Consider the following 25,066-nt stretch of genomic DNA (forward strand, 5'->3'; position numbering starts at 1 on the left):
TCAATCCCTATCACGATAGCTGCTGTTTGCGCGGCGGCGTTTGTCGGCATCGCGCTCGTCCAAAATACGGCGGATTTGCTCGACGATTCCCGCCTCGCTCATGCCCGGCGCGGCATGTACATGGATGGTAATCGTATCGCCGCCGAACGACGCGCCGGCGGCCGCAAACCCGCCGCGCCGGACGGCCTGCACGCCCGCATTTCGCGGCGCACTGCCGCCGCTCGGCACTCCGACCTTTTCCGCCAACCGCGCCAACAGCCCCGCACCGCCGCGACGGATTGCCTCCACCGCCCGCCAGCCGCCGAACTTAGCCACGTCCCGCTGCGAAAAGACAACTTCGCCGCGATGCACGATGCCCGCCGCTTCGTTCACACCGCCCGCGCCGGTATATCCGCCGACGGAAAACCCTTTGCCGTCAAAAACACGGCCCAGACTGCGAAACGGCGCATTGATTCTTTCGGTGATGTTCAGGCCGCTGAACGCCTCTTTTAGTTGCCGCGCCTTGGCAATCAGCCTGTCGAAGTTGGCAATCAGCGAGGCCACCATACCGACAGGCCCGGCCAGTGCGGCCACAATCGGGTTATCACGAAATAGCTGCTTAAACCACTCCCAGCCCGCCGTCAGCGTAGCTTTGAGCCGCTCCCAGTTTTGGATCAGCAGCGCAATCATCCCGACAGGCCCGGTCAGCACATACAGTATCGGGTTTTCGCGGAAGGCGTTTTTAATCCACTCCCAGCCCGCCGACAGCGAGGCCGTCAGACTGCTCCAGTTGTTGACCAGCAGCCGCGCCGCCCCGACGATGGGAAAAATAAAGTTAAGCACCGGATTGTCGGCAAAGGTTTGGTCTATCCATTGCCACCCCTGAATCAAAGCGGCTTTAACCTCATCCCAATAGATATAAAGCGCGGCCAACGCGGCAACGGCGAGAATCGCCCAGCCAAAAGGGTTAGTCACAAGGAATACGGCGGCTTTTGCGCCAAAAGAGAGCAGGGCAGCCCCCAGACGGCCGAGAAATCCCGCCGCCGACGAAAGGAGCGGGATAAACCGCATCACGGCCGCGCCCATACCGCCAAACCCAAACCGTATCATAGCCATCGGCAGCAAGAAGGTGGACATCGCCACCAGCAGCGTACCCAACACAGCCAGCAACACCGTAACCGCCACCGCAGTCTTGGCAAGTGCCGCCGCTGCCTGCGGATGTTTGGCCACCCACTGGTCAAACTTGTCCAGCAGCCCGCCGACTAAATTCATCCCCCACTCGATGCTGTCAAACAGATGCCGTCCGACGCCCGTTTCGGTATTGAAAAGCCTATTTTTAAACATCTGCCACTTTGAACTCATAGCCTCTACGCGGATGGAGAACTCGGCATCCAAACTCCCTAACGCATCTTTTGACGTAGCCAGTTTGATTTGTTCGCCCCACAGTTCCGTATTGGAAATCAACTGCGCAAAAACGCGGTTAAACTCGCCGCCCGCCAAGTCCTTCAAAACGCCCGCCTGCTGCTCCTTCGGCAGTTTTTTCACGGCCGCGACTATTTTCTCCAACGTGCCCTGTGCGTCCTCGACAATACCCTTTTGCACGGCTTTTGCGTCCAGCCCGATTGCCGCCAACCCCTCGCGCACCGGCTTCATATCCGGCGCGGTACCTAGCCGCGTCATCAATGTTCCGACGGCACGCGCGGCGGTTTCCGACTCCACCCCGGTCGAAATCAACGCAGAACCGAGTGCGGCCACATGCTTCTCGTTCATCTTCGCCAGCCCCATACTGCCCGACACGCGATTCATGTAGTCGATTAGCTGGTCTCCCGACACCAATGCGTTGTCGTCAAGGTAATTGATGACGTTGGTCAGCTCGATGGCCTCTTGTTTCGACAATTTAAAGTTTTCGCGGATGCGCCCTAAGTTTTCGGTCAGTTTTTCATAATCGTCCGACTGAAACGCATTTGACGCTTTCACGGCCTCAAGGACAAACTCCCGCAGCTCTTCCCGCGTCCGCCCCATCTTCGCGCCGAGTTCGTACATTTTCATTAGTTCGAGCGTACTCATCGGCACTTCGCGGCTTAGCCCCTGAATTTCCGCCCGCATCTCGGCTATTGCCTTTTTATTCAGGCTGCCGTCGGCATTTTTCAACCCCGACACCTGACGCACCACGCCCAGCATCGCATCTTCTTCGCTCATCGCGCCAACCGCCGCATGTTGCAGCGGGCGACCAATCGAATATGCCTGGGCCATCGCACCGAATCCGGCATTTCGCAGCGTTGCCGACCTGTCACGGGCACGGTCTATGCTTTTTTGCGCATGGGCTAATTTGTCTAATGCCATCCGCTGCCGCTCCACAGCCGTCGTCGCATCTTTATGCCGCTGCGCCAAGGCTTCTTGCGCCTGCTTCAGATTGCGCGTAGACACGCCCGCTGCCTTCATCGTATTCCCCAGCTTCGACAACTCGCCCCGTTGTTTGTCGTGCATGGCGGACAGCTTGCGGCCTTCCGCCGCCAGCCTTTCCAACTCCGCAGCCTGCTTGCGCGTCGGTGCACCCGTCTTTTCGATTTCGGCCGCCAACACCTTCTGCGCCTGCCTATTTTTTAGCACGGCCTCACCTAACCGCTTATATTCTTCTATTGCCGGGCTGAATCTCTCCAACGCCTTTTGCGCCTTTTCTGTCTTCCGCAGCGCATCGGTTTGCCTCGACAATTCGGCAGACAACGTCTGACTACTGCGGCGCAGCTTCTCAAAACCCTTGCTTGCTTTGTCGCTCGCAGTCATAATGACGTTTATCACTAAATCTTTTTTTGCCATCCTTTTAATCCTTTACACACGGGAGCGGCCATGAATAAAACCTACACAAACGGCTTCGGCCTCTACGAAATATTCGCCATCTTCTACGGCCTGCTTAGTGCATTTGCCGTTTTCTTAATCTCCCTCGCTATTTTGGCAGTCGGCGGCATCGTAATCTTATCCCTCCTATTTGCCTGATTGCCCGAACAATTTAAAGGCCGTCTGAAACACCGCGCATTGCGGCAACGTTTCAGACGGCCTGTTTTTATTCCTCTTCGGGCTTGCTGCTTTCAACCAGCTCGATTGCCTTGTCGGTATACCTCAGCAAATCCGGCAGCCTGTAACCGCCGTATCCGGCCGTACCGCCGCCGAATACGGCCGCGCATTGCACCATGCAATCCGTCACGTTATTAAAAAAACGCAGCTCACTGTCGGCAGCGGCCTGCCACATATCCGGGCAGGCGGCAATTATTGCGCCGAAGTCGTCTGCTCGGATTCGGACGCCGCAAGGTAGCCCAATTCCTGCAATGCTTCCCGCATCTCCGCTTTCGCCTTCGGCGGCGCGGAAAAAAAATCCAAAGCAGTATTTAAAACCTGCGCGTCAGACAGGCTCAATTTGCCGTATTGGAGACGTGTCAGCGGCGGTGTGGCGATGCGCGCCAAGATTTTTTGCACGGAATCGGTATGCTTGATTTTAACCAAATCCTGCCCCAATCCGTCCATGTCCTTAGCCAGCGGCTCGCGCAAGGTGTACTTGTCGCCGTTTGAGAGGCCGACGGTCAATGTGCCGTCCTCATTGATTCTGATGGTCTGCTCGTTCATGGCAATTCCTTATTTCCCAAATATTAAATACCCAATGCCGCGCGCAATCCTTCGCGCTCGTCTTTGCCGCCGAATGCGGCCTTGTTTCCAATCACATCGATTTCCACAATCGGCTCGCCGTCCAGCGTCTCTTTCCAGTAGACAAGCGCAATTTTAAATTTATGCTCGCCGCCTTCGCCCTGTTTGTCGCTGCCCGGGTCGGCTTCGATGATGCGGCCCCGCGCCTCGCCGCGCAAAACCCGATATTCTTGGCCGTCCTCTTCCTGCAATGCGCCCTGATAGCGGATCAGTTTGCCCGAAATGCTGGACGACATTGATTTCAGCATATCGGCATCATAGCCCTTACTGGTAATCTCCAATTCCAGCTTTTCAAACCCGTGGACAACGGTCATTTCCGTCATCGCGCCGCCCGGCGTGTAGTCTTCCGTTTTGCGCGTGATTTTGGGGCGGGTAATATCAACGGTTACGCCGTACTGGTTTTCGCCGTCCACAAAGGCATTAAAGCCTTTCAATACCTTAGGCATTTTCATGTTTTTTGACTCCTTTGCCGTCCGAATATTTCAGACGGCCTTTTGTTTAAACGGTTGTCGGTCTCAGCGTGTTGGCAAAGCTGATTGTTTTCTCAACCAAATTAACGAAGAACGTATCGGTATTGTGCTGCTCGATCAGCAGATTTTCCAGCGGCGGCACATACGTCCATTCGTAGCTGACCGGAAACTGACCCGATGCGACTGCCGTTTCAGTTACTTTTGCGCGGTCGAGATAAACACGCGCACCCAAAATGCGGCCTTGCGCGACAAATTCGGCCAGCTTGGCGTTAATACCCATCAAAATATCTTCGATTAGGCTCGGGTGCATGGGCTTGTCAATCGCCCACAAGAAACCGCCTGCAATCGTTTCCTGAATGATTTGCGCGCTTCGCACGGCCACCTCGAAAGCCATCATCGGGTCGGCCGAACAGGTGCGGTTACCCCATACGCGGAATCCTTTTTCGCGCACCAGTGTCGAAACGTCGGCATTATTCAGCGTGTTGGCCTCGCAGTTGGCATCCAAAATATCGAAACTGCGCGCAAATTTAAGCCCGCTTACGCCGTTGATTTCGGTATTTGAAATCGACTTGTGCCAGCCGATTTGCGCATCCAGTTTGGCGCGCGCGCCCAATACGCGGGCAATCGTGGCTGCCGTGTCGTTTTTACCGCTGGCCGCATCAAAAGCCATAAACTCGTTATCAATCAGCATCACTTCGCGCTGGCCGAAATTGTTTTTATAGCTCTTAACCTCGGAAATATCCGCCGCGCCGCCCGCCGAAGCGTAAACAAAAGCGCGGGTAGCTTGGGCAATGCCCGCCAACTCGGTAACAACATCTTGGCTGTCCAGTTCCGGCACGCCTAAAATCTTAGGCACAAATCCGGTTGCCGCTTTGGAGCGGGCAAGGGCTTTCAGGCCGGTATAAACCCCGCCTTCGGCCGTACCGATGACGTTCGCCTTTTGCTGGTCGGCATTTTTATCGGCAGCCACCCGGACGACGACGATTTGCGCGTCGGCCTGATCCACAATCGCATCCAACGATTTAGCCAACGTACCCTTGCTGCCTGCCTTGCCCAAAGCCTGATAGGCCGAGGCGTGGAAAACGGGTGTATTGAGCGGAAACGCTTTTGCGTCCGCATCCTCGCCGGTGCAAACCATGCCGATGATGGCGGTCGAAATATCCGAAATAGGGCGAATGCCCTCCGTGTACTCTTTTGCTGTGATGCCGTGGTGTCTTTGGCTCATATTTTTTCCTATGTGTGTCCGCAACTTGTGATTTATCAGACGCCCAATATGCGCGATTTCGCCCAAACTGGACAGCCCCTATGCTTTTTGCGGCGTTATTTACAACCGACAGCCGCCCGCCTGTCCTCATTAGGCGGAAAGTGCCGCCGACTGCTCTCTTTTGCATATGCGCCCCGGCAATGGTTTTTCTGCCACCAAAACAGTTTGTTGATTAACCAAACGACGCGCCGCCAACCTGCGCGGCCATCCAGCACGCCGAGCCGGTAGGCGCGGGCGGAAAACGTCTCGTCCGGCCAGCCGCCCAGCACGGCGTTAATCAGTTGGTCGGCGGCAATACAGACAGATTTGGCGTAAGCGGCTACTTTCAAATTCCCCATTTAATAACCCTCCACGTAAACAAGGATATCGACAGGCTCGCTATAGCTGCCACGCGTGCGGGCCATGTCCAAATAAACTTTGTTTAAATTGCCCTCCTGTTTTAGGAGGTTCCAGGCTATTGCCTGTTCGGCCGCCTCATTGTTATAAGTAGACGACTGCTCCCGCTTTGTCGCCCGTATAACTTGTGCGCGCACTTCGAAAACCGCACCCGGCATGGCGGATATCAACGGCAGGGCTATCGTTACCCCTTTGCCGCCGACATTAACGGCCGCCACATTGTCATCCTCAGGCTCGAAATAGATGTCGCGTGTGTGCTTGATGTGGTACCTGTGGACGATACGTCCGTCAGGGTAGGCAATAGTTTGCCAATCACAGGCCATCTGATTAGCCGTCTGCCCATTTGCCGTTGCAGGCAGTGTAAAGCTGCCGGCCTTCCTGACAACTCCTTCGATCATCCGCTTGACAAACTCCGTCGTCGCCACTGACGTATCGTTGCTGGTCGCCGCAGGAGTGGCCGTTTTGAGGCCGTCTGAAAAGGTTTTCGCACCGCGCACCGTCTGCGCACCTGTCAACAAAACGGCTTGGCCGGCCGCAGTTCTGACGGCCTCCTCCAGCTCGGCGGGTGATACGGTGATTTTCGCCCATGCCGTCCAGTTGCCGCCGTTGCGCTTGCCGCGCCGCCATACCTCATCAGTATCAAACGGGATATAAATCTGATGCGAAGCGATATCGGTATCGCTGTTATACGCAGACGGCAAACTCAACAGGCTGCCTGCTTTTTGCACGGGATAATTGCGCTCTGCGGTGGCATGCACGTTTAATGCCTGCCCGTACAAGCCCGGAAAAGTAATGCTGTTAAGGTCTTCATTAGTCAGCCTTTTAGCATCCGCCTTAACTGCCGCCGCTTCTGCCGCCTTTATAGCTACCCAGCTTTGATAAGCAACCGTCTCCCCCGCATCTCCGATCGCATGAAACCGTAAAACTTTTGCCTTTTTGCCCGGCTCCTCAAATTTAAAGTTGAAACGGATGCTGTCCGCCACTGTTTCGGCAGCCGACGGGTGCGCCTCGAAAATCCATTTTCCTTGACCTGACAACATACTGAACTTATTCCACGTATTTGCACGGCCGACGGTCAGCATGCCGTCCGTAATGATTTGGTCGCCCCTATTGCCCAGCTTTTCGTCGTTTAGCTTTTTACCCATCGCGGCCGACAATGCCTCACTGTCCGACGTTCCTGTCAGGGTGTTGTTGGTACGCACGATGCCCGCCACCGAAGGGCTTGCCTTGTCGATTTCATGGCTGTGTGTATTGCTCACGGCCACGTTAGTGGACGTCGCCGTTATCTTGGACGGCGTACCCAAAGCAAACGTTCGATTGCCCGCCAACGTACCGCCGCCCGTCAATCCCGCACCGGCAGCCAGCTGGATTGTCTTGTCCGCCTTTTGCGTGTCGGTGCGGCCTGCCGCCGTCTTGTATTCCTCCAGCGTGTTTTTCAGCCAGCGGGTGCGGTCAAAAAGGGCGCGGAAGGTCAGGTTGATGGGCGCATTCGGCCCACCGATTACGCTGTCGCCCGGCATTACCATGCGCCCCGTCTCCGGGAAGCGTGATTGCTCTTCAAAATTGCTCATTATGCGGCTCCAAAATTGTAAGTTCCGTCAAATACTAATGTGCCGTCCCATTTAAACGCCTCAGAACGGAAATCCATAAAAATCAACTCGCAACGTAACGGCGCAATGCGGCCGAGAATGCGGCGCAACACAGCCGCCTGTGCGTTACTGATAACACGCTTGAGCACAATACCGTATTTCGCCCAATCGCCCTCGCCGCCGCCATACTGATACACGCCGTTGAATTGGGCCGTACCGTTCCACCGCAACGCGGCGGCATTTTCGATGATGTCGATTTCGCCTAAGTCCAAATCGCGAAACAGCTTCCGCACGATGTACGGTGTGCCCTTGTGGGCATGCAGGGTTACATACTCGGCAATCAGCCGCCGCTTGGCCTGCTCGGTTTCGGCAAAATCCCACCCCTCATCCAAGCCGACGCTGTTTGCCCAAGCGAGCCACGGCAACCATTCGGCAGGGCAGGCGGTAGGATCGCGCACCTGCCCGATAACGGCCGCATTCAGCCGCGCATCTGTTTCGTCGGTCAGCGCGGCCAATGCGTGCTGCAACGGGCTGTTTGCAGACGGTAAAATGCCGCTCATCACACCTCCCGCGCCGTCACGGCGGCAATGACGATAAATTCCCCGTCTTGACAGGTCACATCTGCGGTCGGGCTAATCAGGCGGATGCGGTTCACGCCCTCCATATCCAGTGCGCCGATGATTTTCGACAACGCGACGAAACCGCCGATTTTCCCCGACTTCGCCGCCAAATCATTCAACGCCTGCCGTTGTGCCTGTTTAATTAATTCTTTGTCCGGCCCGGTCAAATACTCGGCCTCGTACTCGATGCGCACTTCTTTTTTTCGCGCCGCCTGCACCTCCACCGTATCGCACAACGGCCGCACGTTTTCGCCCGACAGCTTATTGCCCACCGCATTCAACACCGCCTGCGCAGTCACGCCGTCGCCCGAATAACTTTTAACGTAAACCCGCACCGTACCGGCGCGCACCCGCACGGCCTGAGCATCGGCCACATCGGCATGAGCATCCAGTGCATGTGCGACATAGGCGGCGGCCGGCCCGGCAGCGGCATACTTTTCGGGGTGCAGTTGGATGCGGCGGCGGAAGTCGGCATCTGACTCATACACCGCCTCCACCGGCGGCACGGCGCGCGGATTGGCAGGACGGATTGTCTTTCTCGCCAATCCCCGCACCGCGCCGATGTGATCCAAATCCGCACCTTCGGCAAAGGCCAGCATCCCCGCCCGCGCTGCCTCATTGATGCGCTGCCGCAGCAGAATTTCTTGGTATGCCTGCTGCTGCAAGTCTATCGTCAGCGGCTCAGATTCGAGTTCCAGCGTTGCGGCAACCGCCTGACGGATACCGGCGGGGCAAAGCTCAATTAACCGCGCCTTGCGGCGGGTAAATACCGTCTCAAAATCAAACGCCTCCACCGCATCGGGCGCGGGCAGCAAGGTCAAATCAATATCGCTCACAACGTTACCTCATAATCTTCAAGCCGCCCGTCCGCTTCCGCCTTCAGCACGATTTTCAGACGGCCTGCCTCAGGCACGGCCTCCACGTCCACCGAACGCACCACAAGGCGCGGCTCCCATCGCGCCAACGCATCCACCACCGCCACACGGCACAGCATCAGCGTGACCGGATTCAGCGGCATATCGACCAAATCAGGCAGCAGGCTGCCGTATTCTTCGCGCTGCACGCGCGTGCCGATGCGCGTGAAAAGGATGTTCCGTATCGACTGCGACAGATGGCCGCGCAGCGGCATCAGGCGGCCGTTTTCCGCATTCATCATTTTTTCGGCTCTCCCGTTGTGCCGCCGCTGTCGCCGGTATGGACGTGCTTATCGACGACCACTCCGTTACTCGACATACTGCCCGTGTTGGCAAACGAGCCTTTATGCACAAAGTTGCCCGTTATCGCCGTCGTGCCGGTTGCACCGTTACTGCCGCTCATGCCTGATTGATAAGTAAACAAGCCCTCCACCGTCAGCGCGCCCTTTACCGTGTTTGCCGGGCAGTCTATCGTCAGCGACGCGGCCGCCTGCACCTCCACCGTTTTCACGCCCGACAGCTTCAGCCTGCCCGCAGCATGGTCATATTCCGCCCGCGCGCCATCGGGAAACCTGACCACGGTTTCGTCCGCACTGCCCGAAGGCTGCGGATGGGCCGACGACTTGATGCCGCACAGGACTAAGCCGTTAGCAGGCTCGCCGCTCGGCGACAGCACAATGCAGTTTTCCCCCACCGACGGCGGCCGATGCACCGACACGCCCCCGGCGGCGGGGACGAAATAGTCCAGCCAATCGGTCAAAAGCTCCCCATGCCGCACGCGCACCAATCCCGCCGAAGCGTTTACCTCGGCGACGACGCCCTGCTTAATCAGGTTTGCAATCATACGGGAGAGTTCGGCATACATTTCAGACGGCCTCAGACAATACGATGGCTGATTATGCGGCAACCACAGGCAGACGCGGGCGGTGCGGTTTATTAAGGGGATTTTTTACAAGAGACAATCAAAAAGGCCGTCTGAATTTCAGACGGCCTTTGTCATCCCGCTTCGGACAAGTGCCGGACGACGGTTTCCTCTATCGTCCTCATATCCTCGGGCGAAAAGCCCAGCAGGGTACGGGCAGGGCGGTTTCCTTCGCCCTCTTGGTGGGCGGCGGCGATATAGGCGGCCAAGCCGTGCATAAAGCCGACCGCCGCACTGTTTGCGTCAATTTTTTGCTTGAGATATTTGTACAGGTGCAGCTTCCGAAACATGGCCTTTTGACGCACCCCGCCCGGCTTGCCCAGTTCGGTTTTTTTATACTTCCTGATTCCGCCTTCCTCGCTGTCCCACCCCCACACATAATCGGCATCATGCGGCTTTGTGGTGCGCCGCGACGGATTGCCTGCACTGGCAGCGGTTTTGATGGTACGCATCCGCACCAAATGCCCCTTGTATTGCAACACTTCGCCCACTCTGACGCGGGCGTTTTTGCGCAGGGGTTCGGCAGGGACGGTTTTCCTTGCCATCATCGCGCCGCCTTCCGGCTCAATGTTGGCACTGATGCGCCTTTTGTTGTTGTGGCGCAGACTGACGGCAATATCTTTCATCAGGCCGCGCCGTTGCGCAGGGCTGAGTTTTCGGATCAGGCCGTCCAGATGGTCAATGTATAAATCCAAACCGCTTACCATTTCAGACGGCCTCCTAATCAGCACCGATTGCAGACATCAGGTCTTTTCGGTTCGCATTGCGCGGATGGCCGATTTCGATATTGCCGTCGTCATCAACAAGGACGGTCGTGCGCTCGGTCAATTTAAGCTCGATTAAAACGTCGGCACTGTGCGCGCCCAAAATCTCCGCCTCGATGGTGTAGGCATTCGGATCGGTATCGCCCGGGCCGAGTATGTCGGGCTGATTGTCTTGCAGCCAGTTGATGATTACGGCATTCAATACGTCTAAATCGCCGACAAAATCGGTAATCAGGATGCTGAGCGTAAAGCGTGTCTCATGACTGAGCGTGCCCTTGCTCGCCACTACCCGGCCGGGCATGATAAACATTGACAGCTTTTCGGGATTTTTTTTGATTTCGGGCAGGTGCTTTTCGATTTCGGCGCGCAGTTTTTCAGGTTTTTCCATTTTCAGACGGCCTCTACGCCATCAGGCGTTGTTTATGCTCTTCGATTTGCTGGCAGTCGACACAGCAGCGGCAGCCGGGCACGGCCTGACGGCGGGCTTCGGGTATCGGCTCGCCGCACTCTTCGCACTCGTAGGCGGAGACGGCGGCCATCCCCGCCGTTCTTGCCGCCTGATTTTCCAGTGCGATTCGGCGGTGCATATCCTCTATTTCGGCGGCTTGGTCGTAAATATCGGTCATGGCCGCACCTCCTTGGCAGGATGCAGGCAGGCCGCCAAAGTGTCGCGGTAAAGCCTGCATTGCGCAAACGCGGCGCGGTAGGCGATAAAGCCGTCCAATAAGTCGGCGTTGGTTTTGATTTCGCCGATTTCGGCTCGGCATTCGGGCACCGGCGGGCAGGTTTCCGCCGCCCTGATAACAACCGGCTCAGGCTTGGCACATCCGGCCAACCACACGGCCGCCGCCGCCGCGAAAAGTTTTTTGATCATTTATCAAGCTCCTTCAAGGCAGCGGCTACATCGGAGGGCAAAGGTTGTAAAGCCCATTGCGGATTGTCGGCAGCGGCCTGCCGCACTTTTCCGGCATCGGCCGCCAACCTGATTTGCAGTGCATCGTTTTGCACTTGCAGCTCCTCCACCCGCCGACGGTACAGCTCTGCACTCTCACGCGCCGTCTTAAGCTCTTTTTTCGCATCTTCGACGGATTCGGTCAGCGTATCGATTTTTTTTGCGCGCGCCGAGAGGGTAAAACCCTGCACGGCGGCAACCGCAAGCAAAACCGCAATCACAGCCGCCGCATAAATCATACTTTTCATGCCATCCCTCTACGCCAACTCAAAATGCGGGCCGTCGATAAAGGCTTTCTTGCCTTCGGCGCGGCGGGCAGCCACATAATCGGCCACCAGTACCTCGGCGGGCTTGTCGGTATCGTTCAGCGTCTGCCAGCAGCCGCCCCAGCGGACGCGGACGCCAGTCTCTTTTGCGGCAAGGCGCACCGCTTCGGCGATGGGGTAAAAGTGCGCCCAAGCCCACGATATTTCTTTTGTTCCGTTGCCGTCGAAATCGCCCCACGGGATAAGGTCGGCAGCATGGCCGTAGCCGTCCGCCTGCTTGATGTGCTTACTGTTCATGGTTTTGCTTGCGCCGGCGGCAAACAGCCGCTTTTGACGCTCCACGGTACGCAGCCCCTCATTGACGCCGAAATCCTGCCCGGTAATCTCTATGGCGCGCTGGATGACTTTGACAAGGTTCGGATGCACGCCTTGCAGCTTGGCAAGGCTGGTTTTTCCTAATTGATAGCCTGACATTTTGATTTCCTTTTTTTTGTGTGTGCCGGCGGACGCTTAATGTTTTTCCGCGCCCCTAAAATTGCCGCGAGGCCGTCTGAAATGGTTTTCGGACGCCGCCCTCCCCTTTGCTTCGGGGCGTATTTTTCGCGGATGGATTTTGCTGACGTTGCCGCCGCTCCACAAAACCGCACCCGTATGGAGGGCGAGGCCGAAGATCAGCAGCCAGCAGGTCAGGTTTTGCATTGCGAAGGCGGCCGACAGCGCAAGGCTGCACAGCCAAACGATGGACAAATAAGCGATGCACGCGCTCAGCGGTTTGTGGGTCTTGCCCCGCGCATCAAACATGATGATGCGGACGGCGGCAGTCAGCGACAGGGCGATAACGGCGGCGGTTTGGACGGCATTCATTCGGGCACCTCCTCTTTCAGACGGCCTTTTTCGATCAGGCGCATAACGCGCTGCAATCCCAGCACCAAACCTGCCGAGAATAGGGCAGCGGCCGTAAAACTGTTAATGCGCAGGGCCTCGCCCGGCACAAGCCAGTTAATCAGCTCTTCCACTCCGTCGTAGCCAAAAATGCCGCCGACAAAGGACACCGCAAACAGCCAAGCCTTGTTTATCGGCCGAGCGGCCTTTTGGCTCAACACAAACAGCGACGCGCCAATCAGTGCGCCGAAGGCGACGGAGGCATGGACGTGGTAACTGCCGATAACAATGACGGCCGTATTGATGGCAGTGGTTGTTTTGTCTTGGGTCATGACGTTTTCAGTCCCATAGGTTGACCGTTTTCACGGTTTCGGTTTTTTCTTCTCCGGGCGGCGGCATGACGATGGATACGCCCGCAGGCAAGACGGCAGGCTGTTGCGACAGCCCCGGATTGCGCGCCAATATCCGCTCCACCTGTTCCGCACTGCTGCCGTAGTATTCGTAGGCAATGCTGCTGATGGTGTCGCCTTCCCGACTGATGACGGTCTCGGTATTCATATCAGCTCGCTGTCCGTGTGGGCGCGGCCGATTAAGTCGGCGACGGCATAATGCCCTTCGCGCCTAAAATCATCCGCCTGCTGCTGCTTGGCATCCGCCCGGTCGGCCACTTTGCCCGTTGCCGCCGTGTCGGAGTACGTTTCAAGGATGAGCGCGGCGGTGAAGCAGTACACCGCGCGGCGGTAGCGCATTACCGGCAAGGCCACGCCGTTTATTTTTTCGTCCGACAACTGCGACAAGTCCGCCTTGCCTTCGGCTTGGGCGCGTTTCCTCAGCTCGGCAAGGTTTCGGTTTACCTTGCTGACCGCCGATGCGGCGGCATCAAACAACCGCTCGGACGTAACGCCTGCGTCTATACGCATGGCTTGGCGCATATCGTTGAGATTGACGACAGGCCAAAAGCTGCCGCTGTCTATCGTTTCCCAGCCCGCAGACTGCACAGACTGCGGCGCAGTGTTGAAATTAAATCCGGTCATGCTTCGCCCGTCAGAATAGGTGATGCGGCATGGTGTCGGCGAGGGCATGGGCAGCACGGAAACTTTCCTTCATGACCTGCCGCCACCTGCCGCATCGGGGGGAGAGGTTAGGAGACAAGCTGCTTTTCCAGTGCCTCAATTCGTTTTTTTACGCCCGCCTTATCGTTGTAGCCGACAGCTTGGCGGTACAGGTTGAGCGCGGTTTCGTTGTCGTCTGCCGCCTCTGCCTTTTCCCCCGCCGCCTTCAACAGTTTGGCGCGGATGACGTCGGCCAGATTGATTTCGTGCAGGCCGTCTTCTTTTTTCGCCGTCGCCCACTCAATCAGCGTTTTCAGGTTTTCCGCGCTGATTTCCGAGCCGGATTCGATTTGGTCGGCCATCTGCTCGACGATGATTTCGGGCATTGAGCGGCTGTATTCGTCGGCGGATTCAAGGCCGCTGTGTATCAGCACGTCGGCCAGCGGCATTGCCTCATCCAATAAGCCGCAGTCAATCATCCACACGATGACGGTGGCGGCGACTCTGTCGTCGGCTTGCACGGTGCCAGCGGCAGTGATGCCGTCTATCCACTCCTGATAGGCCGGCAATGCCTGCTTTTTAATATGCACCTTGTCGGCAATGCTGCTGACGGATTTGAGCAAAACCTTGTCGTCATGCAGGTTTTTTAACAGGCGTTGGTACGCGCTAAGACTGCCCAAATCCGCGCCACCCGCTTCGGCGGCGGCAATTTCGGCAGTGGTTTTTTCGAAGTGGCGTCTTGCGTAACTCATATTTTTCCCCATAGGCCGCCTGAAAATTTTTCAGACGGCCTCTTTCTGTTAGGCGGTGTACTCGAGATACTCAACCAATGCCGCCGCGCCGTACTCTTCGACGATAAAGTCGATGTTTTTGGACTGGTAGCACTCAATCTGGTCTTTTTCCGGCACGTCTTTGATGTGGCGGCGTTCGCCCGACACTTGGTAATAAATACTCAAGTTGGACAGCGGCGTAATCAGCAGGGTATTTGCAGGCATATTCGGCACATACATCACTGGTAGGCCGCCCAAAGTGCGTTTTTCGCTCAGACGGCCGCCCGCTTCCAGTTCGGTCGCCTTGTCGCCGGAGGCATTGACGACACGCAGGTACTTATCGCCGACGGTACGGCGGGAGGCCAACACGACAAAGTCGCTGCGGTCGGCAAAACGCTCGTCCATCAACTCGTTAAGTACATCGGTAACAACGGCGTCTAAATTTTTATACTCGGTTGCGCCCGGGCCGTATTTGACCTTTTCGTTAGTTTTACCCAGCACGCGCGCGGCGTTTTCTTCGCGCATTTTTTGCAGCCAGCCTTTCGCCACGTCTTGCAGCAGCTGGTTTTGGGTAAAGTTACTGTTGGCGGCGCGGGACGTGCCGTTCATGCCGACGGTAATCAGACTGATGGCGATGGATTCGGCGATTTTGCGGTTGATGCGAGCGGGAAAATCGGAGGTGACATGTGCCCACTGGTCAATCTCGTCATAACGCAGGCGCACGTCGAAGTTGGTTTTTTCCAGCTTATAGGTGCGTTTGCTCAGACTGTGGATCGAACGCGGCTTGCGCTCGGTGTTGTCGTCCGAGGTATCGGTATTGCTGCCGATCAAGCCGGTAGACAGGCCGATAACGTCGCCGACTTTTTCCACTTTGCCGCTGATGTTGATTTGCTTCAGCAGCTCGCTTGATTTGGAGATTTCGTCGTACATCCGCTGTACGGCGGCAGGGGCGACGCTAAAGTCTTCGCGCACCTGTTCGGGGCGCAGGTTGTTCGCCTGCGCGACGGCGGCGTACATGGCGGCGATGGCCGCAGATAGTTTTTTGCGTTGCATGTTTTTTCCTCAATATGTGTGTGTTCGGGATAAGCGGGTGTTACCAACCTGCGGTGGCCGTACCTTCACCCGCGCCGGTATGCGGCGCGCGATTGCCGGTAAAAGCGACGGTTTCGAGCTGTTTCTCAAAGGCAGCGACTTTACCCTCAAGCTCTTTAATTTTTTCCTGTTGGTCAGAAAGTTTTTCGGCAAATTTTTCCAACAGTTCGGCAGCCTGCGTCAACTGCGCGGCGTATTTGCCGCCTTCGTCCTGTTCGGTTTTGCCCGGCTGTTTTCCGTCGGCTTTTTCATCTGCTGCCTGGGCGGTCGCATCGTCTTTGTTATCGACAGGCGTTTCTTCTGCTTTGGTAAATTTGGCTAACAGGCGGGAAAAAATGCCTTCCGCCGCTTCGGCAGTTAATGGCTTGTCGGCTGCCGCCGCGCTTTTATCTGCTGCAATCGTCATGATGGTTCTTTCGTTGGTTTCGGTTAGATGGTATGGCGTAAAGGTTTTGCCCTTATCCGCCTGTGCTGCGGCAACGCTGAAATTTGCCGTCGTACCCAAACTGGCAGGGCTGTCGGTAATCGCCAACCCGACCAGATAGGCCCTGCCGCTTTTGGCAAAATCCGATGCGATTTCCATGCTGGTATAGATTTTTTCACCGCCGTCCCACAGCTCTTGCAGGTTCGGTAGCACGCTCAAACGCGCGAGTAGGGCGGTTTTGCTCTCGTCTTTGTGCCACGGCTCCGCTTTTAGTTCGAGTACGTCGCCATAGCCGCCCGCCCAGCCCGGGAATGTGAAATAGCAGTGCTCCAAATTGATGCGTGCACCATAAACGGCAGGGTCGTAGCTCTCCGCCATTTGCTTTAAGTCGTCCGCGCTGATTTGTCGGCCGTCTACTGTATCGCCGCTGACGCCGATGATGCGCCAGTCGGTCACTTTGTTTTTGCTGTTTTTATCCGGCATTTCCCGCCCCATTAAAAATCACGCCCTATTCTTACAAGTGGGCGCAAGAGGGTAAACGGCGGCGGGTTTTATGGGCGGGTTTTACAAGCGGCAGCGGTTTAAATCCGCCTAAATAGGGGATATACGGGGCTTTTAGGTTTGCGTTTTGAGATATGACAAGACTGATTTTGCATACTGCGCCCCCGCCGAATCTCGACCCGAGGGTCTCCGCTCGGCAACTTTACTGGCAGGGCTGGCGCATCATCGACATTGCCCGCCATCTGAATATCAAGCCGACCGTCGTCTATTCGTGGAAAAACCGCGACAACTGGGACGGTGGCAGTCCGATGCAGCGCGTCGCTGCCAGTGCGGAAACGCGCCTGCATCTGCTGATTAACAAACCGTCGAAGTCGGACGCGGACTACAAGGAAATTAAAAACCTGTACGCACTGACCGGCGGGCAGGCGAGGAAATCGGCCGAAGTCGAAAGGGCAGATTTCGGCAACGCTATGCCCGATGTTTCAGACGGCCTGCCTGCTCAGGAACCAACCCGCAGGAATAAGACGCGCGGCACGAAAAAAGCGAAACCGAATTTCTTCTCCGACGAGCAGATTACCCGGGCAACGCAGATTTTCCACGAGCAGCTTTTTGACTATCAGCGGTTTTGGCTGGGACTGGATGCCCGCTTCCGCAACCTGCTCAAAAGCCGCCAAATCGGCGCGACATTTTTCTTTGCCCGCGAATCCTTGATTAAGGCACTAACCAGCGGAAACAATCAGATTTTTTTATCCGCTTCCCGCGCCCAGGCGTTTCAGTTTAAGCAGTACATCGTCGATTTGGCCGAAGCCGTTGACGTCGAGCTCAAAGGCGATGCAATCCGACTGCAAAACGCGGCGACGCTCTATTTTCTCGGCACGAACAGCCGAACGGCGCAGGGTCGGCATGGCGATTTATATGTGGACGAATATTTCTGGATCCCCGATTTCAAAGAATTGACGCGATTAGCGAAGCCAATGGCGGCGCAAAAACAATACCGCATTACTTATTTTTCCACGCCGTCGTCCACCTCGCACCCCGCTTACAGCTTCTGGAACGGGCAGCGATTTAATGAGGGGCGGCCGAAGTCGGAGCATATCTCTTTGGACATTTCCCACGCCGCCCTCAGCGGCGGGCGGTTGTGTGAAGACGGCCAATTCCGCCACATCGTTACACTGGACGACGCTGAGCGCGGCGGCTGTAATCTTTTTGACCGCAAACAACTGCTGCTGGAAAACTCGCCCGCCGAGTTTCGCCAGTTGTTTATGTGCGAGTTTGTCGAGGCAGGCGATACGGTCTTTAAGTTTGATGACCTGCAAAAATGCGCGGTTGATTCGTGGGAGGAATGGGAGGACTTTTACAAACCGACCGCCGCCCGTCCGGTCGGCAATCTGCCCGTGTGGATCGGTTATGACCCGGCAGACGCGGGCGATGCGGCTGCATTGGTGGTGGTATTGCCGCCGCGATTCTTTGGCGACAAATTCCGCATCATTGACCGGCACATGCTGCACGGCAACGATTTTCAGGCACAGGCCGATTTCATTCGCAAAACTTTTGAGCAGTATAACGTCGAAAAAATCGTTATCGACAAAACGGGATTGGGCGCGGCGGTTTTTCAGTTGGTACAAGGATTCTTTCCCACCGTTACCGGTGTGGTGTATTCGCTACCTGAAAAATACCTGATGGTAAACAAGATGCACGCGCTCATGAGGGCAGGGCGCGTAGAGTGGGAGCTTTCGCACAAAGACATCACGGCCGCCTTTATGAGCATCCGAACCGTAGCGACGGCGGGCGGCAAAAACGTAACCTATGCCAGCGGCCGCACCGCCGAATTAAGCCATGCAGATACGGCATGGGCGGCATTGCAGGTGTTTTATCAAGAACCATTGGACGGCAAGCTCAGCGGACGGGGCAGCGTCGATATTTATTAAGATTGGATTGGAAATTATGGATATTGAGATTTTTAGTTTTAACGAGCTGGCGGGCGAACACAGCCTTCTCGACTTCGTGGGGTGCATGGATAACGGCCGCTATTTTGAGCCGCCCGTCTCGTGGATGGACTTGCTGCGTTTACGGAAAAACGGCCTGCACCATGCCAGCGCATTGCAGATGAAAATCAACATTTTGAAGGTAACTTTTCAGCCGACACCGCTACTGTCCCGCGCGGAGTTTGAAAAACTGGCCGATAATTACTTAGTGCTTGGTAACGGATACTTAGAGATACAGCGCAACGCCTACGGCAAGCCCGTCAGCCTGCAAAGTCGGCTTGCACTTTATATGCGACGGGCATCCAATCTGCGCGATTTTGTTTATCTTCGCGATGATTTTTTAGGCACAAACTACGAAATTTTAGACGGCCGCGATGTTATCCACCTAATGCAACCAAATCTACAACAGGAGGTGTACGGCCTGCCGTATTACTTGTCCGCCATTGATTCCGCCGACCTTAACGCCGCCGCAACCAAGTTCAGGGTGCGTTATTACAAAAACGGATCACATGCCGGCTTTATTTTGTACGCCACCGACAGCCAAATCGATGAGGAGGGCTGGACTAAGGTCAAACAGCAACTGAGACAATCCAAAGGCGACGGCAATTTTAAAAATGTTTTACTCCGCTCACCGGGCGGAAATCCTGACGGCATTAAGCTAATCCCCATCGCCGAGGTAGCCGCCAAAGACGAATTTTTAAATATTAAGCAGGTCAGTGCTGAAGATATGCTGGCAATCCACCGAGTGCCGCCCGCACTGATGGGCATTGTCCCGAAAAACACGGGAGGGCTGGGCGACGCGGCAACTGTTGCCAAGGTGTTTGCTAAAAATGAGGTTGAGCCGCTGCAACAAACCTTTCTGGACATTAACGACCGGCTCGGGCTGGAGATTTTCCGCTTCGAGCCATACCGAATCGAGCCGGAAACTGACAAAAAATAGCCCCGAAATCCGTTTCAGACGGCCTTATCCTGCCCTTGTGGCAGGATTTTTTTACACCTCCACAAACCGCCAATTTTTCCGCTGCATAACACAGCATAAAAATGCGTAACCGTGCATAAAAACGCATAAAAAATGCCTATATAAAAATAAGCCGCAACCCTTGCCGGATATAGCTTTACCGCCCGCGTTCGACTGCATAAAATTAACGTTTTTTTACAAAGGCTGCGGGGGCGGGAGGGAGTGCGCGCGGAGGCAGGTCAGGCATCCCGCACGTCTAATCAAAAACTCCGCCGACAGACACACCCCAACACGCCCGAATCACATGCGCACAACCTGATTTCGTACCGATTTTGTACCACAGATTAGTAACATTAAGGCCGCTTATATCCCTTTAAGTGCATTTCAGCGGTCAGTGGAACTTATGCAAGTATCTTGTTTATACGCATAAAACCGCTTATGTCCCGCTAAATGCAAGATGCCGACACTGCACGCTGTCGGCACCAACATAAAAAACAGCCCGATTTTTCGGGCTGTTTTTTTATGTCTAACATTGTCTTTCGTGATACGTTGGTTCTTTTTTGCTTCGGTTTAAGCGCGGCAGTTGTTTACCTGCCGCCGCTTGCCCGCAGCCTTCAAAATCCTTTCTGTGAAGCAGTCTGTCGTTTTGGCTTTTGTCCGGTTCAGGTTTCTTTCTCTGCCAGATATTCCGCCAGCCCGCGTTCGCGCAAAACACAGCTTGGGCATTGGTGGCATCCGCCGATGATGCCGTTGTAGCAGGTGTGGGTGTGTTCGCGGATATAGTCGAGGCGGCCGAGGCGGTCGGCCAATGCCCACGTTTGCGCTTTGGTGAGGTACATCAGCGGTGTGTGGATTTGGAAGTCGTAATCCATCGCCAGATTGAGGGTTACGTTCATGGACTTGACGAATACGTCGCGGCAGTCGGGATAGCCGGAAAAATCGGTTTCGCACACGCCTGCGATGATGTGGCGTATGCCCTGCCCTTTGGCGTAAATCGCGGCGTAGAGTAGAAAGAGCGCGTTGCGGCCGTCGACGAATGTATTGGGTACGCCGCTTTCGGCCGTCTGAATTTCGGCGGTGTCGTCCATCAGCGCGTTGTGCGTAATCTGCTGCATCAGGCTCAAATCGAGTACGGTTTGTTTGACACCCGAATCCTGCGCGATCCATTGTGCGCGTTCGAGTTCGACGGCGTGGCGCTGGCCGTATTTGAAAGTGATGGTTTCAACGTTTTCACGGCCGTAGGTGTCGATGGCTTGAAAAAGGCAGGTGGCGGAATCTTGTCCGCCGGAGAAAATCACGAGGGCTTTTTTCGGGTTCATGGAAACGGTGTCGGTGTTGGGAAGCGGCGGATTATAGCGGGTTTGGCGGCGGGAGCTTATCGGCGTAGAATGCGCGGTTGGTTTGACACACAATCAAAAGAGGAAAAATATGTTTTGGGCGATTATGTCGGCGTGCTCCATTGTGGTGGCCGTGTTGGTGGTATGGGTGAACGCGAGTGCTTTCGGCATGGAAGAGAAGGATCACAAGGAGTTGTCGGATTACGAAAAACGGCTCGGCTTGGGGCCTGCTCCGGCAGTGAAAAAAGAAGGGGAGCAGGGCGAATAGGCTTTGCACAGGTTTGAGGCCGTCTGAAAAACTGTTTTGGTAGTTCTTCAGACGGCCTCATGATTTTGGCTGCGCCGAAGCTGTGCTTTCAGACGGCCTCACAGGTTTTCAAACCGCTTCTATGCCGCCCGCAACGATGTATTTCATTTCCAGATATTCGTCCAAACCGTAGCGCGAGCCTTCGCGGCCGATGCCCGACTGTTTCACGCCGCCGAAGGGGGCGGAGGCGTTGGAGAGCATGCCGGTGTTGGCGGCGACCATGCCGTATTCGAGGGCTTCGGACACGCGCACGAGGCGGGCGGCGTCGCGGGTGTAGACATAGGCGGCCAGGCCGTATTCGGTGTCGTTGGCCAGGCGCACGGCTTCTTCTTCGTGCTCGAAACGGAACAGCGGGGCGAGGGGGCCGAAGATTTCTTCGCGCGACACGGCCATGCCGGGCGCGGCGTCGGCGATAACGGCGGGCGGGAAGAAGAGGCCGTCTGAAAGGCCGCCGCACAGGAGTCTGCCGCCTTTGCCGGCGGCGTCGTCGAGCAGGCGGCGGACATTGGCGGCGGCAGCTTCGTCGATCAGGGGGCCGATGTCGGTATCCGACCGCATACCGTCGCCGGTTTTCAGACGGCCTGCGGCGGCGGCGAATTTGGCGGCGAACTCGTCGTAGACGCCGCTTTGGATGTAGAAGCGGTTGGCGCAGACGCAGGTTTGTCCGGCGTTGCGGAATTTGGCGGCGATTGCACCCTGCACGGCGGCGTCGATGTCGGCGTCGTCAAAGACGATGAAGGGGGCGTTGCCGCCGAGTTCGAGCGATACTTTTTTGACGGTGGCGGCGCACTGTGCCATCAGTTTGCGGCCGGTTTCGGTCGAACCGGTGAAGCTGAATTTGCGTACGCGCGCATCGCCCGTCAGCACGCCGCCGATGGCGCGGGAATCGCCGGTGATGACGTTGAACACGCCTGCGGGTATGCCCGCACGTTGCGCCAATTCGGCCAGGGCGAGGGCGGAGAGCGGGGTTTGCGAGGCGGGGCGGACGATGAAGGTGCAGCCTGCGGCCAGGGCGGGCGCGGCTTTGCGGGCGATCATGGCGTTGGGGAAGTTCCACGGGGTAATCGCGGCACACACGCCGACGGGCTGGCGGATAACGGTGATGCGCTGGCCTGCGTTGAGGGCGGGGATGGTGTCGCCGTACACGCGCTTGGCTTCTTCGGCATACCATTCGACATAGGATGCACCGTAGGCGGTTTCGCCTTTGGCTTCGGAGAGCGGCTTGCCCTGTTCGGCGGTGAGGATGGCGGCGAGGGCGTCTTGGTGTTCGGTCATTAAGTCGAACCAGCGGCGCAGGATGCGGCTGCGTTCGGCGGCGGGGCGTGCCGCCCAGTCTTTTTGCGCGGCTTGGGCGGCGGCAACGGCCACCAGGGCTTCGGCTGCGCCCATGTCGGGCACGGCGGCGATGGTTGCGCCGTTGGCGGGGTTGGTGACGGCAATGGTGCGGCCGTTGTCGGCGTCGCGCCATTGTCCGTTTATCAGGCATTGGGTTTTCAGCAGGGCATCGGCGGCGGACATGGTTTTCCTTTCTCGTTTGGTAGGCTGCTTTCAGACGGCCTTTTGGGTTTATGCGGCGAGGGTGCGGGCGAAGAGGATGTTGTCTTCCAGTTCGATGTGGTCGGCCAAGTCGTCGGCAAACTGTTTGGCGAGGGCGAAAAGCTGCCGCCATTCTTCGGAGGCGTTTTCGGGTGGGGTGAAGTTGCCGGTGACGGCGGCGAGTTGGCCGATGGCGCCCTGGTGGTCGCCGTGTTCGTGCATCATCATGCGGATGGGCATGGCCGCACCGCTGCCCGCGCCGTTTTCGATCATGGGGAAGAGGATGCGCTCTTCTTTCATCATGTGGCTGAGCAGCTCGTTTTGGATGGCCTGCACGAGGGGGACGAAGTCTTCGGGGAAGTCGGGGTTGCTTTCGGCAAGCTGTTCGCCCTGTTCGATCATGTCGGCAAGCTGGCTGCGGTGGGTTTCGTGGTAGCGGGGGACGATGTGGGCGGTGATGTCGTTAAGCGGGGCGCTCTGCCAGACGGTGAGGTCGGTCATGGTCGGTGTCCTTGTGGTTTTGCCGCTTGTGGCGCGGCTTGGTTGGAAAGTTGCGGATTATAGGAATGTTTGCAGACGGGGGCAAATGAGGCCGTCTGAAAAGAGGAGTATGGATTTCAGACGGCCTTTTGCTGCTTTGAGGCCGTTCCCGCCTGTTCGGGAATGACGTTTTTGAAAATGCAGTAACGGGCTTTTCAGACGGCCTTTTTGCACTTTGAGGCCGTCTGAAAAGGGAAATATGGTTTTGGCTACAACAAAGCTGCGCTTTCAGACGGCCTCTTGCTATGAAGAACGCGGGTGGTGTTCGTCGACGATGGTTTTCAGACGTTCGGCGGCGACATGGGTGTAGATTTCGGTGGTGGTGATGTCGGCGTGGCCGAGCAGCTGCTGCACGACGCGCAAATCGGCGCCGTGGTTAACGAGGTGGGTGGCGAAGGCGTGGCGCAGGCCGTGCGGGCTGAGGTGGCTGATGCCGGCGGCGGCGGCGTGTTTTTCGACGATCATCCAGGCAAGCTGGCGGCTGATGCCGACGCGTTTCTGGCTGACGAAGATTTCGTCGCGGCGGGCGTCTTTTAACAGTTGTGGGCGGGCTTCGGCCAGATAGCGTTCGAGCCAGTAAACGGCTTCTTCGCCCATGGGGACGATGCGCTGTTTGCCGCCTTTACCGAGGGTGGAGACGAGGCCGCGTTGCAGGTCGGCTTCGTTTAGCGTCAGGCGGACGGCTTCGCTGACGCGCAATCCGGTGGCGTAGATGAGTTCGAGCAGGGCTTTGTCGCGCAGGCCGTGGGGTGTGCCGGTGTCGGGGGCGGCGAGTAGGGCGTCGATTTGCGCTTCGCCGATCAGGGGCGGCAGGGTTTTTTCGCGCTTGGGTGAGGTGAGGTGTTCGCCGGGGTCGGCGTTCAGACGGCCTGTTTCGAGCAGGCGGCCGTAAAGGCGTTTGCAGGCGGACAGGGCGCGGGCTTGCGAGCGCGGGCTTTCGTCGGGATGGTAGACGGCGGCGGCAAGGTCGCTGCTTTGTGCGGAAAACCAGTCCAAGCCCTGCTCCGCCAGCCGCGCGGACACTTTGGCGAGGTCGCGGCGGTAGGCGTCGAGGGTGTTTTGGCTCAGCCGTTCTTGCAGCCAGAGGTGGTCGAGCAGCTCTTCGACGGGGTTGGCCATGGTTTCAGACGGCCTCTTTGTCTTGCAGGGCGGCGAGCACTTCGGCGGCGTGTCCTGCGGCTTTGACTTTGCGCCATTCGTGTGCGATGTCGCCGTTTTTGTCGAGTACGAAGGTGCTGCGTTCGATGCCGTAGGACTCTTTGCCGTAGAGCTTTTTCAGTTTGATCACGTCAAACAGGCGGCAGACGGTTTCGTCGGCATCGCTCAACAGCTCGAAGGCAAAGCCTTGTTTGGCGCAGAAGTTTTGGTGCGATTTGACGCCGTCGCGCGAGATGCCGGCGACGGTGTAGCCCAGCGCGGCAAATTCGCTCAGGCGGGCGTTGAATTCCAGCCCTTCGGTGGTGCAGCCGGGGGTGCTGTCTTTGGGGTAGAAATAGAGGATAAGCGGCAGATGGTCGGCGGCGCGGAAGTCTTGGCCGGAGGAGGAGGGGAGGGTGAAGTCGTATTTCATGATGTCGTGTTGTCTTGCGGAAAAAGCGCGATGGTAGGCCGTCTGAAAGCGGCGGGCAAGTTTTTAGAACCTGTTCAAAGTCTCTGATACGGCCTCTGCCGGCGCATCTTGACCGCACGGCTGCGTTGCAAAACTTGACAATAGTCCCGCTATTGCCTGCGTTTTGCGCCTTGCCGTGCAGCCAATCTGCACCGACAGACGTCTCGCACAGAGATTCCGAACAGGTTCTCAGATAACCTACTTATCCACAGTTTACCTATCTTAACGCTTGACTTATCCA

General features: G+C 56.8%; 33 protein-coding genes. 4 read left to right on the top strand and 29 right to left on the bottom strand.

Annotation, left to right across the window (positions count from 1 at the left end; genetic code table 11):
* On the bottom strand, nt 1-2,796 hold the full coding sequence (locus CGZ77_RS02950) for a phage tail tape measure protein (RefSeq protein ID WP_094030912.1): 2,796 nt from the start codon (nt 2,794-2,796) through the stop codon (nt 1-3).
* Between the two features lie 30 nt (nt 2,797-2,826).
* Between CGZ77_RS02950 and CGZ77_RS11970 the strand changes: the two genes are divergently transcribed.
* Complete coding sequence (locus CGZ77_RS11970) at nt 2,827-2,973, top strand: hypothetical protein (protein ID WP_157697500.1); 147 nt, start codon at nt 2,827-2,829, stop codon at nt 2,971-2,973.
* A 67-nt stretch (nt 2,974-3,040) separates the two neighbouring features.
* On the opposite strand, the gene CGZ77_RS02955 is transcribed toward CGZ77_RS11970, so the two are convergent.
* The 23 genes from CGZ77_RS02955 to CGZ77_RS03065 form a co-directional block, all read right to left on the bottom strand.
* Nucleotides 3,041-3,226, bottom strand: a complete 186-nt coding sequence (locus CGZ77_RS02955; RefSeq protein ID WP_094030913.1) for a hypothetical protein — start codon at nt 3,224-3,226, stop codon at nt 3,041-3,043.
* A 17-nt stretch (nt 3,227-3,243) separates the two neighbouring features.
* Nucleotides 3,244-3,597 carry a hypothetical protein gene (locus tag CGZ77_RS02960; protein WP_094030914.1) on the bottom strand — a complete coding sequence of 118 codons (354 nt, stop codon included), beginning with the start codon at nt 3,595-3,597 and terminating at the stop codon, nt 3,244-3,246.
* A 23-nt stretch (nt 3,598-3,620) separates the two neighbouring features.
* On the bottom strand, nt 3,621-4,127 hold the full coding sequence (locus tag CGZ77_RS02965; RefSeq protein ID WP_094030915.1) for a phage major tail tube protein: 507 nt from the start codon (nt 4,125-4,127) through the stop codon (nt 3,621-3,623).
* A gap of 46 nt (nt 4,128-4,173) precedes the next feature.
* Nucleotides 4,174-5,436, bottom strand: coding sequence for a phage tail sheath subtilisin-like domain-containing protein (locus CGZ77_RS02970; protein ID WP_232504852.1), 1,263 nt, complete (start codon nt 5,434-5,436; stop codon nt 4,174-4,176).
* A gap of 29 nt (nt 5,437-5,465) precedes the next feature.
* Complete coding sequence (locus CGZ77_RS02975; protein ID WP_094030917.1) at nt 5,466-5,747, bottom strand: hypothetical protein; 282 nt, start codon at nt 5,745-5,747, stop codon at nt 5,466-5,468.
* Nucleotides 5,748-7,376 carry a pyocin knob domain-containing protein gene (locus CGZ77_RS02980; RefSeq protein WP_094030918.1) on the bottom strand — a complete coding sequence of 543 codons (1,629 nt, stop codon included), beginning with the start codon at nt 7,374-7,376 and terminating at the stop codon, nt 5,748-5,750. It abuts the gene before it with no gap.
* Complete coding sequence (locus CGZ77_RS02985; protein WP_094030919.1) at nt 7,376-7,954, bottom strand: phage tail protein I; 579 nt, start codon at nt 7,952-7,954, stop codon at nt 7,376-7,378. Before CGZ77_RS02985 ends, CGZ77_RS02980 begins: the two co-directional genes overlap by 1 nt.
* Nucleotides 7,954-8,850 carry a baseplate J/gp47 family protein gene (locus CGZ77_RS02990; RefSeq protein WP_094030920.1) on the bottom strand — a complete coding sequence of 299 codons (897 nt, stop codon included), beginning with the start codon at nt 8,848-8,850 and terminating at the stop codon, nt 7,954-7,956. The genes CGZ77_RS02985 and CGZ77_RS02990 overlap by 1 nt, the downstream gene beginning before the upstream one ends.
* Nucleotides 8,847-9,167 (bottom strand): GPW/gp25 family protein, encoded by a 321-nt coding sequence (locus tag CGZ77_RS02995; protein WP_232504853.1) that lies wholly within the window; start codon nt 9,165-9,167, stop codon nt 8,847-8,849. The genes CGZ77_RS02990 and CGZ77_RS02995 overlap by 4 nt, the downstream gene beginning before the upstream one ends.
* The gene (locus CGZ77_RS03000; protein WP_094030922.1) at nt 9,167-9,793 is read right to left on the bottom strand and encodes a phage baseplate assembly protein V; all 627 of its coding nucleotides are present in this window, start codon (nt 9,791-9,793) and stop codon (nt 9,167-9,169) included. The genes CGZ77_RS02995 and CGZ77_RS03000 overlap by 1 nt, the downstream gene beginning before the upstream one ends.
* A gap of 131 nt (nt 9,794-9,924) precedes the next feature.
* A complete protein-coding gene (locus CGZ77_RS03005; protein WP_198344880.1) occupies nt 9,925-10,545 on the bottom strand; it encodes a phage virion morphogenesis protein in 621 nt (206 codons plus the stop codon).
* A gap of 25 nt (nt 10,546-10,570) precedes the next feature.
* Complete coding sequence (locus CGZ77_RS03010; protein ID WP_094030924.1) at nt 10,571-11,002, bottom strand: phage tail protein; 432 nt, start codon at nt 11,000-11,002, stop codon at nt 10,571-10,573.
* 13 nt (nt 11,003-11,015) lie between these two features.
* The gene (locus CGZ77_RS03015; protein WP_094030925.1) at nt 11,016-11,240 is read right to left on the bottom strand and encodes a TraR/DksA family transcriptional regulator; all 225 of its coding nucleotides are present in this window, start codon (nt 11,238-11,240) and stop codon (nt 11,016-11,018) included.
* Nucleotides 11,237-11,488, bottom strand: coding sequence for an Rz1-like lysis system protein LysC (lysC, locus tag CGZ77_RS03020; protein WP_094030926.1), 252 nt, complete (start codon nt 11,486-11,488; stop codon nt 11,237-11,239). The genes CGZ77_RS03015 and lysC overlap by 4 nt, the downstream gene beginning before the upstream one ends.
* Complete coding sequence (locus CGZ77_RS03025; RefSeq protein WP_157697501.1) at nt 11,485-11,805, bottom strand: hypothetical protein; 321 nt, start codon at nt 11,803-11,805, stop codon at nt 11,485-11,487. Before CGZ77_RS03025 ends, lysC begins: the two co-directional genes overlap by 4 nt.
* An 18-nt stretch (nt 11,806-11,823) precedes the next feature.
* On the bottom strand, nt 11,824-12,306 hold the full coding sequence (locus CGZ77_RS03030; protein ID WP_094030928.1) for a M15 family metallopeptidase: 483 nt from the start codon (nt 12,304-12,306) through the stop codon (nt 11,824-11,826).
* Between the two features lie 36 nt (nt 12,307-12,342).
* Nucleotides 12,343-12,696, bottom strand: a complete 354-nt coding sequence (locus CGZ77_RS03035) for a phage holin family protein (RefSeq protein ID WP_157697503.1) — start codon at nt 12,694-12,696, stop codon at nt 12,343-12,345.
* Nucleotides 12,693-13,046: a putative holin gene (locus tag CGZ77_RS03040; RefSeq protein ID WP_094030929.1), complete on the bottom strand. Its 354-nt coding sequence runs from the start codon at nt 13,044-13,046 to the stop codon at nt 12,693-12,695. The genes CGZ77_RS03035 and CGZ77_RS03040 overlap by 4 nt, the downstream gene beginning before the upstream one ends.
* A 7-nt stretch (nt 13,047-13,053) precedes the next feature.
* A complete protein-coding gene (locus CGZ77_RS03045) occupies nt 13,054-13,272 on the bottom strand; it encodes a tail protein X (protein ID WP_094030930.1) in 219 nt (72 codons plus the stop codon).
* The gene (locus CGZ77_RS03050) at nt 13,269-13,748 is read right to left on the bottom strand and encodes a head completion/stabilization protein (protein WP_157697505.1); all 480 of its coding nucleotides are present in this window, start codon (nt 13,746-13,748) and stop codon (nt 13,269-13,271) included. Before CGZ77_RS03050 ends, CGZ77_RS03045 begins: the two co-directional genes overlap by 4 nt.
* Before the next feature lie 107 nt (nt 13,749-13,855).
* A complete protein-coding gene (gene gpM / locus CGZ77_RS03055) occupies nt 13,856-14,518 on the bottom strand; it encodes a phage terminase small subunit (protein ID WP_094031208.1) in 663 nt (220 codons plus the stop codon).
* A gap of 48 nt (nt 14,519-14,566) precedes the next feature.
* On the bottom strand, nt 14,567-15,589 hold the full coding sequence (locus CGZ77_RS03060; RefSeq protein WP_094030932.1) for a phage major capsid protein, P2 family: 1,023 nt from the start codon (nt 15,587-15,589) through the stop codon (nt 14,567-14,569).
* Nucleotides 15,590-15,629: 40 nt separating this feature from the next.
* Nucleotides 15,630-16,535 (bottom strand): GPO family capsid scaffolding protein, encoded by a 906-nt coding sequence (locus CGZ77_RS03065; protein WP_157697507.1) that lies wholly within the window; start codon nt 16,533-16,535, stop codon nt 15,630-15,632.
* Between the two features lie 164 nt (nt 16,536-16,699).
* Here CGZ77_RS03065 and CGZ77_RS03070 point away from each other — a divergent pair, with 164 nt between their 5' ends.
* Both CGZ77_RS03070 and CGZ77_RS03075 read left to right on the top strand, forming a co-directional pair.
* Nucleotides 16,700-18,481 (top strand): terminase large subunit domain-containing protein, encoded by a 1,782-nt coding sequence (locus CGZ77_RS03070; RefSeq protein ID WP_369830584.1) that lies wholly within the window; start codon nt 16,700-16,702, stop codon nt 18,479-18,481.
* Between the two features lie 16 nt (nt 18,482-18,497).
* Nucleotides 18,498-19,478, top strand: coding sequence for a phage portal protein (locus CGZ77_RS03075; RefSeq protein WP_094031209.1), 981 nt, complete (start codon nt 18,498-18,500; stop codon nt 19,476-19,478).
* Nucleotides 19,479-20,158: 680 nt separating this feature from the next.
* Here CGZ77_RS03075 and queC read toward each other — a convergent pair.
* Nucleotides 20,159-20,815: a 7-cyano-7-deazaguanine synthase QueC gene (queC, locus tag CGZ77_RS03080; protein ID WP_009425798.1), complete on the bottom strand. Its 657-nt coding sequence runs from the start codon at nt 20,813-20,815 to the stop codon at nt 20,159-20,161.
* 82 nt (nt 20,816-20,897) lie between these two features.
* Between queC and CGZ77_RS11975 the strand changes: the two genes are divergently transcribed.
* Nucleotides 20,898-21,101, top strand: a complete 204-nt coding sequence (locus CGZ77_RS11975) for a hypothetical protein (protein ID WP_157697508.1) — start codon at nt 20,898-20,900, stop codon at nt 21,099-21,101.
* Nucleotides 21,102-21,209: 108 nt separating this feature from the next.
* Here the strand turns inward: CGZ77_RS11975 and CGZ77_RS03085 are convergent, their stop codons facing one another.
* From CGZ77_RS03085 to CGZ77_RS03100, 4 genes are all read right to left on the bottom strand, one after another.
* The gene (locus tag CGZ77_RS03085) at nt 21,210-22,658 is read right to left on the bottom strand and encodes an NAD-dependent succinate-semialdehyde dehydrogenase (protein WP_009425800.1); all 1,449 of its coding nucleotides are present in this window, start codon (nt 22,656-22,658) and stop codon (nt 21,210-21,212) included.
* 48 nt (nt 22,659-22,706) lie between these two features.
* A complete protein-coding gene (locus tag CGZ77_RS03090; RefSeq protein ID WP_009425801.1) occupies nt 22,707-23,177 on the bottom strand; it encodes a hemerythrin domain-containing protein in 471 nt (156 codons plus the stop codon).
* Between the two features lie 282 nt (nt 23,178-23,459).
* A complete protein-coding gene (gene xerD, locus CGZ77_RS03095; RefSeq protein WP_094030935.1) occupies nt 23,460-24,335 on the bottom strand; it encodes a site-specific tyrosine recombinase XerD in 876 nt (291 codons plus the stop codon).
* A gap of 4 nt (nt 24,336-24,339) precedes the next feature.
* The gene (locus CGZ77_RS03100; protein ID WP_009425804.1) at nt 24,340-24,786 is read right to left on the bottom strand and encodes a peroxiredoxin; all 447 of its coding nucleotides are present in this window, start codon (nt 24,784-24,786) and stop codon (nt 24,340-24,342) included.
* Nucleotides 24,787-25,066 lie beyond the last annotated feature (280 nt).

The sequence above is a fragment of the Neisseria sp. KEM232 genome, from assembly GCF_002237445.1.
Lineage (GTDB): Bacteria > Pseudomonadota > Gammaproteobacteria > Burkholderiales > Neisseriaceae > Neisseria.